The organism is Mesorhizobium sp. M7A.F.Ca.CA.004.04.2.1 (assembly GCF_004022825.1).
Classification (GTDB): Bacteria; Pseudomonadota; Alphaproteobacteria; order Rhizobiales; family Rhizobiaceae; genus Mesorhizobium.
This window is the reverse complement of sequence record NZ_RZPH01000002.1, coordinates 22,123-29,609: the sequence shown is the minus strand read 5'-3', so window position 1 is coordinate 29,609 and position 7,487 is coordinate 22,123. Positions and strand designations below refer to the sequence as shown.

Annotated in this window: 6 protein-coding genes; 5 read left to right on the top strand and 1 reads right to left on the bottom strand. The window is 64.4% G+C overall.

Annotated elements, in window-relative coordinates; all coding sequences use genetic code 11:
• Together EN893_RS00400 and EN893_RS00395 are read left to right on the top strand one after the other, a co-directional pair.
• The coding region (locus tag EN893_RS00400; protein WP_164900680.1) for an FAD-binding oxidoreductase at positions 1-1,226 on the top strand (1,226 nt) is incomplete at its 5' end.
• 262 nt (positions 1,227-1,488) lie between these two features.
• Entirely contained in the window at positions 1,489-2,313 is an 825-nt protein-coding gene (locus EN893_RS00395) for an SH3 domain-containing protein (RefSeq protein ID WP_164900679.1), read from the top strand.
• 12 nt (positions 2,314-2,325) lie between these two features.
• Here EN893_RS00395 and EN893_RS00390 read toward each other — a convergent pair whose 3' ends face one another.
• On the bottom strand, positions 2,326-3,072 hold the full coding sequence (locus EN893_RS00390; RefSeq protein ID WP_127268127.1) for an SDR family oxidoreductase: 747 nt from the start codon (positions 3,070-3,072) through the stop codon (positions 2,326-2,328).
• 314 nt (positions 3,073-3,386) lie between these two features.
• On the opposite strand from EN893_RS00390, the gene zwf reads away from it, so the two are divergent.
• The 3 genes from zwf (at position 3,387) to edd (ending at position 7,451) form a co-directional block, all read left to right on the top strand.
• Positions 3,387-4,856: a glucose-6-phosphate dehydrogenase gene (zwf, locus tag EN893_RS00385; RefSeq protein ID WP_127268128.1), complete on the top strand. Its 1,470-nt coding sequence runs from the start codon at positions 3,387-3,389 to the stop codon at positions 4,854-4,856.
• Positions 4,838-5,554, top strand: a complete 717-nt coding sequence (gene pgl, locus EN893_RS00380; protein WP_127268129.1) for a 6-phosphogluconolactonase — start codon at positions 4,838-4,840, stop codon at positions 5,552-5,554. The genes zwf and pgl overlap by 19 nt, the downstream gene beginning before the upstream one ends.
• A gap of 73 nt (positions 5,555-5,627) precedes the next feature.
• Complete coding sequence (edd, locus tag EN893_RS00375; protein ID WP_127268130.1) at positions 5,628-7,451, top strand: phosphogluconate dehydratase; 1,824 nt, start codon at positions 5,628-5,630, stop codon at positions 7,449-7,451.
• Positions 7,452-7,487: the final 36 nt, after the last annotated feature.

Below are 7,487 nucleotides of genomic sequence, written 5' to 3'. Positions count from 1 at the left end.
GGCCCGAATATCCCGGACTGGATGGCGACCGGACATGCGATGTCGTCATCATTGGTGGCGGCTTCACCGGGCTGTCGGCGGCGGCGCATCTGGCCAAGGCAGGCACCAATGTCGTGCTGATCGACGCGTACCGCTTCGGCGATGGCGCCTCCGGGCGCAATGGCGGGCAGCTCGGCACCGGCCAGCGCGCCTGGGCCGAGGACCTGGAATCCGAGTATGGCTTGGCCCGCGCCAAGGCGCTGTTTGATCTTGCCGAAGAGGCCAAGGCGCATCTCCTCGAATTCACTGCCGCCAACCAGATCGATATCGACTATATGCCGGGCCAGCTCTCGGTGGCGCACAAGCCCCGCTATGTCGACGACTACAAGGCGCATGCCGAGATCATGGCGAGCCGTTTTGCCTACCCGCATATCTCGTTCATGGATGCCAGGGAGACGGCGGAGCGGTTGGGCTCGACCGCCTATTTCGGCGGCACGCGCGACACCGGCACCGGCCACATCCATCCGATGAAGCTGGTGATCGGCACGGCGCGGGTGGCAGCGCTTGCAGGCGCGCAGCTGTTCGAGGGGACGCCGTCGACCGGCATCATGTCCAGTGGCGGCAAGGTCAAGGTTTCGACACCGAGAGGGACGGTGATGGCCCAGAAATGCCTGATAGCGGTCAACGCCTATGGCGGCACGCTCGAGCCGGTGAGTGCGGCGCACATCATGCCGATCGGTTCCTTCATCGGTGCGACCGTGCCTCTGGGAGCGCACTCGAACGTTTTGCCGGGCGGCGAGGCGGTCGACGATTCCCGCTTCGTCGTGCGCTATTTCCGCAGATCGAAGGACGGGCGGCTGCTGTTTGGCGGACGCGAGGTCTATGGCGTCAACGATCCCTGGGATATCCACATTCACATCCGCCGCCAGATCGCGGAACTCTATCCGGCGCTCGGGGATGTCGAGATCACGCATGGGTGGGGCGGCTATGTCGGCATCACTGTGCCGAGAAAGCCTTTCGTGCGCGAAGTGATGCCCAATGTGATCTCGGCCGGCGGCTATTCCGGCCACGGCGTCATGCTGTCGAACTATTTCGGTAAACTCTATGCTGAAACCGTTGCCGGCAACCGCGCCCGGCTGAGGCTGATCGAGGATCTGAAAATCCCGCCGTTCCCCGGCGGTCGGCGCTTCCGCACGCCGCTGCTGTTCCTGGCGCTCAACTGGTTTGCGTTGAGGGACAGGATCTAGCCGACCGACCTGATGTAATATTGTAATATTCATTGTAACATTTGTTGCCCGTGCGACGCATTGCGCAATTTCCCGCAAAGGCGCAGAATCCCCTATAATGGCGTACTGATGCCACAATCGCAGGCGAAAGCTGCCGGTTCTGGGCGATTGTTCGGGGATTGTTGCGGGACTGCCCGCGTTGTTTTTGGGACCTATGCGGATCAGACGCCGGACTTCCGGCACCGACCGAGAGAACGTCGGCCCGCTTATGGAGGTGGCAAGAGTGAGAGAGCCCTTCAGTTTCGGTACGCCGGAACGTCGGCGCTTTGCCATGCAGTTCGGATACGATATGCGGCCGTCCTTCTGGCAGGAAGTCCGTTCGAACTCGCATCTGGTGATCGCCGCGATCGGCACCGCCGCGCTGCTTGGCGTCGCCGCCGTGGCGCTGTGGCTGGCATTGCCGACCAGCGACAGACAAGCGGCAGCGAGCCCCGAGCAGACAATTCCAACGGTTCCGGTGAAGACGACGAAAATAACCCCGGTTGGGGCCGCGGTCGCCGCGGCAGCCGTGCCGCAGGCGCGCAAGTCCGACGCAATTCCAACAACCGTGGCGGCCGCGCAGGCCAACATCCCCGCACTCGCCGCCAATGACCCGCGCTGGACCGGTTCCCAGCCGAAGGACGCATCCGCGTCCGATTCGACCGCTCCCAAGGCAGCGGACAAGCAAGCGGCGGCATTCGCACAGCCGGCAGCCGCTACCGATGCTGCCACCGAACTTGCCAAGGTAGCCGCGCCCAACGCAGCCGCGGGCAACCACCCCGACGGCGCACAAACCGCCGCCATCCCCGCGGTGCAGCCGCAAGAGCCAGCGGCAGAGGGGGATGACAGCCAAGCCAAGGCGAAGCCGAGGAAAGCCGCAGCCGCCGGAACAGGGCGCATCCTGAGGGCCGTGACCATGCGAAGCGGCCCGAAGAAAAATGCCGCCGCCATCGGTACGGTGCCAGCCAAAACCTCGGTGCAGGTGAAGAGCTGCAAGCAATGGTGCCAGATCACCTACAACGGCAAGACCGGCTGGATCTACAAGAGTTACATCAAGACCGGCGCGTGACGCCTGGCACTTTCAGATGCAGCGGCCGCCATCGACCTCCAGCGCCACGCCGGTGATGAAGGCGGCCTCGTCCGAGGCCAGCCAGAGTGCGGCGTTGGCGATGTCGAGCGGCGTCGAAAGCCGGCCGAGCGGGATCGATGCGCGGAACTTCTCGCGGATTTCGGGCGTATCGGCGCCCATGAATTTCTCCAGCATGCCGGTCTCGCCGGCAACCGGGCAGAGGCAGTTGACGCGGATGTTCTTCGGCGCCAGTTCGACCGCCATCGACTTGGTGGCGGTGATCGCCCAGCCTTTCGACGCATTGTACCAGGTGAGGCCGGGGCGCGGCCGCAGACCCGCGGTGGAGGCCGTGGTCAGGATGACGCCGCCGCCCTGCCGCTCCATGATCGGCACCACGGCGAGTGCCGCGTGATAGATCGCCTTCATGTTGACTGATGTTATCAGGTCGAAGGTCTCCTCGTCGACATTGAGCATATCGCCGTTGCGATGGGTGTAGCCGGCATTGTTGACCATGATGTCGATGCGGCCGAAGGCGCTTTTGGCGGCATAGACCATCTCGTCGAATTCGGAGCGTAGCGAGACATCGGTCTGGGTCCAGATCGCCGCTTCTCCGATCTCGCCGGCGACGCGTTCCGCGCCCCTGGCGTTGAGGTCGGCGACAACGACCCTGGCACCCTCCTGCGCAAAGCGCCTGGCGATGCCCTCGCCAAAACCCGACGCAGCACCGGTGATGATCGCAACCTTGTTTTCCAGACGCATGTTTTTTCCGCTCACTATTGGTGACGATCAACGGGCACGTCATTGGCGCTCATCCGCGCAAAGCCACGGCTTCTGACTGGATTGGCCGAAAGATGTGGAGCCATCGCCGATTTCTCCTTTGGCTTTCGCGTCAATCCCGCTCTATGCTGCAACTGCGAAGGCTTCCGGAGCCGCGCCTTCGACAAGCCTCCGGGTCATCGGACTGTCAAGGGGCAGGCGCATACACCCAGATGTGACACCATGGCACTGGAAAATTTAAATCGATTAGATTATATCAGCCGCGTCACAGCGACCGGCGTCAAAGCGGACAGACCATGACCAGCCAGATCATCCCCGTCGAGCCTTTCGACTTCATCATTTTCGGCGGCACCGGCGATCTGTCGGAACGCAAGCTTCTGCCGTCGCTCTATTATCGCCAGCGCGACCATCAGTTTTCGGAGCCGACACGCATCATCGGCACATCGCGCTCGAAAATGAGCGACGAAGAATTCCAGGCCTTCGCCAAACAGGCGATCTCCGAGCACGTCAAACCGGCCGACATCGACGCCAAGGAACTGAAGACTTTCCTGGCGCGGCTGTCCTACGTCTCGGCCGATGCGACGAGCGGCGCCGGATTCGACAAGCTCAAGAAGGCGATCGGCGACAGCGACCGCATTCGAGCCTTCTACCTGGCGGTGGCGCCGGCGCTGTTCGGCGACATCTCGCACAAGCTGAAAGAGCACAATCTGATCACGCCGAACTCGCGCATCGTGCTGGAAAAGCCGATCGGCCGCGACCTCGATTCGGCACGCAAGCTCAACGACCTGGTCGGCGACGACTTCCACGAAAGCCAGATCTTCCGCATCGACCATTATCTCGGCAAGGAGACGGTGCAGAACCTGATGGCGCTGCGCTTCGCCAACGCGCTCTACGAGCCGTTGTGGAATTCAGCCCACATCGACCATGTCCAGATCACCGTGGCCGAGACCGTCGGCCTGGAAGACCGCGTCACCTATTACGACAAGGCCGGCGCGCTGCGCGACATGGTGCAGAACCATATGCTGCAGCTGCTGTGCCTCGTCGCCATGGAAGCGCCATCGTCGATGGATGCCGACGCCGTGCGCGACGAAAAGCTGAAGGTGCTGCGGGCACTGAAGCGCATCAACGGCAACGAGGCGCCAAAGCACACCGTGCGCGGGCAGTATCGCGCCGGGGCTTCGGCCGGCGGACCGGTGAAAGGCTATGTCGAGGAACTCGGCAAGGACAGCAACACCGAAACCTTCGTCGCCATCAAGGCCGAGATCGGCAATTGGCGCTGGTCGGGCGTTCCGTTCTATCTCCGCACCGGCAAGCGGCTGGCGACGCGGGTTTCGGAAATCATCATCGAATTCAAGCCGATCCCGCATTCGATCTTCGGCGACAGCGCCGGACCGATCTTCGCCAACCAGCTGGTCATCCGGCTACAGCCCGACGAAGGCGTCAAGCAGTTCATCATGATCAAGGATCCGGGTCCGGGCGGCATGCGGCTGCGCCAGATCTCGCTCGACATGAGTTTTGCGCAGTCCTTCGACGGCCGCGCACCGGACGCCTATGAGCGGCTGATCATGGACGTCATCCGTGGCAACCAGACCCTGTTCATGCGCCGTGACGAAGTCGAGGCGGCGTGGAAATGGATCGACCCGATCCAGAATGCCTGGGAAAGTGCCAGGCAGGAGGCGCAGGGCTACACGGCGGGCACCTGGGGGCCATCGGCCTCGATAGCACTGATCGAGCGTGACGGGCGGACATGGCACGAGAGCAATTGAACAGCGCCGCCTACAGCTGGAACGGCTTCGCCGGGCGCCAGGAACTGGCGGCCGCCCTTGCAGATCATGCTGCAGGCAGACTGACCAAGGCGATCGCCGAGCGCGGCACGGGGTTGCTCGCCGTCTCCGGCGGCACCACGCCGGCAAAATTCTTCGCCGCCCTTTCAGCGATACCCATCGCCTGGGACAAGGTGATCGTGACGCTGGTCGACGAGCGTTTCGTGCCGGCCTCCTCGCCACGCTCCAATGCCGGGCTGGTGACCGCCAATCTGTTGCAGAACGCGGCCAAGGCGGCTCGTTTCGTGCCGCTCTATCACGAAGCCACCAGCATCGAGGATGCGGCCTCGTCCGATGATGCAGCGCTCCGGTCCTTGCCATGGCCGCTCGATGTCGTCGTGCTCGGCATGGGGCCGGACGGCCACACCGCCTCGTTCTTTCCCGATGCCGACGATCTGGCGACGCTGCTCGACCCGTCTTCCGACAGGATCGTGCTGCCGGTTCATGCGGCAAGTGCGGGCGAGCCGCGGCTGACCCTGTCGCTGGCGCGCATCGTCGAAGCCGGCTTCATCGCGCTGCACATAGAGGGTGAGGACAAGCGTATCGCCTTCGACGGCGCGGTGGCGCCCGGGCCGCGAAAGCCAATCCGTGCCGTGCTCGACGCAGCGCATAAGCCCGTAGAGGTTTTCTGGGCCCCCTGAATCTCGATTTACTCTGGTCCCGGCAAACGGCGGGAGGATGTTTCCGGGACCTCGCCTGAAAGGACCGACCGCCATGACCGCCAGACGCGACATCGAAGCCATCACCGAACGCATCCGCCAGCGCTCAAAGCCAGGCCGCGAGCGTTATCTCGGCCGCATCGCCGAGGCATCGAACCGCACCGCCAACCGGGCTGTGCTGTCGTGCGGCAATCTCGCCCACGGCTTTGCGGTGTGCAGCCCCTCGGAAAAGCTCGCGCTGGGCGCCGACAAGGTGCCGAACCTCGGCATCATCACCTCCTACAACGACATGCTGTCGGCGCATCAGCCGTTCGAGACCTTCCCCGCGCTGATCAAGGACGCGGCGCGCGAAGCCGGCGGCATTGCCCAGGTGGCCGGCGGCGTGCCGGCCATGTGCGACGGCGTCACCCAGGGCCAGCCCGGCATGGAGTTGTCGCTGTTTTCGCGCGACGTGATCGCCATGGCCGCCGCGATCGGCCTGTCGCACAACATGTTCGACGCCGCCGTCTATCTCGGCGTCTGCGACAAGATCGTGCCGGGGCTGGTCATCGCGGCACTCACCTTCGGCCATCTGCCGGCGGTGTTCATTCCGGCCGGACCGATGACGACCGGCCTGCCCAATGACGAGAAGGCCAAGGTCCGCCAGCTCTACGCCGAGGGCAAGGCCGGGCGCGCCGAACTGCTGGAAGCCGAGTCCAAATCCTATCATGGGCCGGGCACCTGCACCTTCTACGGCACGGCGAATTCCAACCAGATGCTGATGGAGATCATGGGCCTGCACACGCCGGGCGCTTCCTTCGTCAACCCCGGCACGCCGCTGCGCGAGGCGCTGACCCGCGAGGCGACGAAGCGGGCGCTGGCGATCACCGCGCTCGGCAACGCCTATACGCCTGTCGGCCGGATGATCGACGAGCGCTCGATCGTCAACGGCATCGTCGGCCTGCACGCCACCGGCGGCTCGACCAATCACACCATCCACCTGATCGCCATGGCGGCGGCGGCCGGCATAGCCATCACCTGGCAGGATATTTCCGACCTTTCGGAAGCCGTGCCGCTGCTGGCGCGGGTCTATCCGAACGGCCTCGCCGACGTGAACCATTTCCACGCCGCCGGCGGGCTCGGCTTCCTGATCCGCGAACTGCTCGACGAAGGCATCCTGCATGAGGATGTGCAGACGGTGTGGGGCGAAGGCCTGCGGCCCTATGCGGTCGAGGCAAAGCTCGGCGCCGACGGCAGCGTGGTGCGCGAGGCCTCGCCGAAGGCAAGCGGCGACGAAAAAGTGCTGGCGCCGTTCAACAAGGCATTCCAGGCGACCGGCGGCCTGAAGGTGCTGTCAGGCAATCTCGGCCACGCCGTCATCAAGACTTCCGCGGTGAAGCCGGAGCGGCGTATCATCGAGGCGCCGGCCAGGGTCTTCGACAGCCAGCAAGGGCTGAACGATGCGTTCAAGGCAGGCACGCTGACCGGTGATTTCATCGCCGTCATCCGCTTCCAGGGGCCGAAGGCCAATGGCATGCCGGAACTGCACAAGCTGACCACCGTGCTCGGCATCCTGCAGGATCGCGGCCAGCGCGTCGCGCTGGTCACCGACGGGCGCATGTCGGGCGCCTCCGGCAAGGTGCCGGCGGCGATCCATGTGACGCCGGAAGCGGTCGAGGAGGGTCCTATCGCCAGGATCCACGAAGGCGACATCATCCGGCTCGACGCCGAAGCCGGCACACTCGAAGTCCTGGTGCCGGCCGGGGAGTTCGCCTTGCGCCGGACGGCGGATGCCGATCTTATCGGCAACGAGTTCGGCTTCGGCCGCGAACTGTTTGCCGGCTTCCGGCAATTGGTCGGCCGCGCCGACCATGGCGCCAGCGCCTTCGGCACCGCTTGACGGCAGTTCTGCGTCGTTCATGAAAAAGGGCGGCAC

Coding starts and splice junctions, on each gene's coding strand:
- EN893_RS00390 (WP_127268127.1), bottom strand. CDS start 3,072: ATGCGTCTGGAAAACAAGGTTGCGATCATCACCGGTGCTGCGTCGGGT.
- zwf (WP_127268128.1), top strand. CDS start 3,387: ATGACCAGCCAGATCATCCCCGTCGAGCCTTTCGACTTCATCATTTTC.
- edd (WP_127268130.1), top strand. CDS start 5,628: ATGACCGCCAGACGCGACATCGAAGCCATCACCGAACGCATCCGCCAG.
- pgl (WP_127268129.1), top strand. CDS start 4,838: ATGGCACGAGAGCAATTGAACAGCGCCGCCTACAGCTGGAACGGCTTC.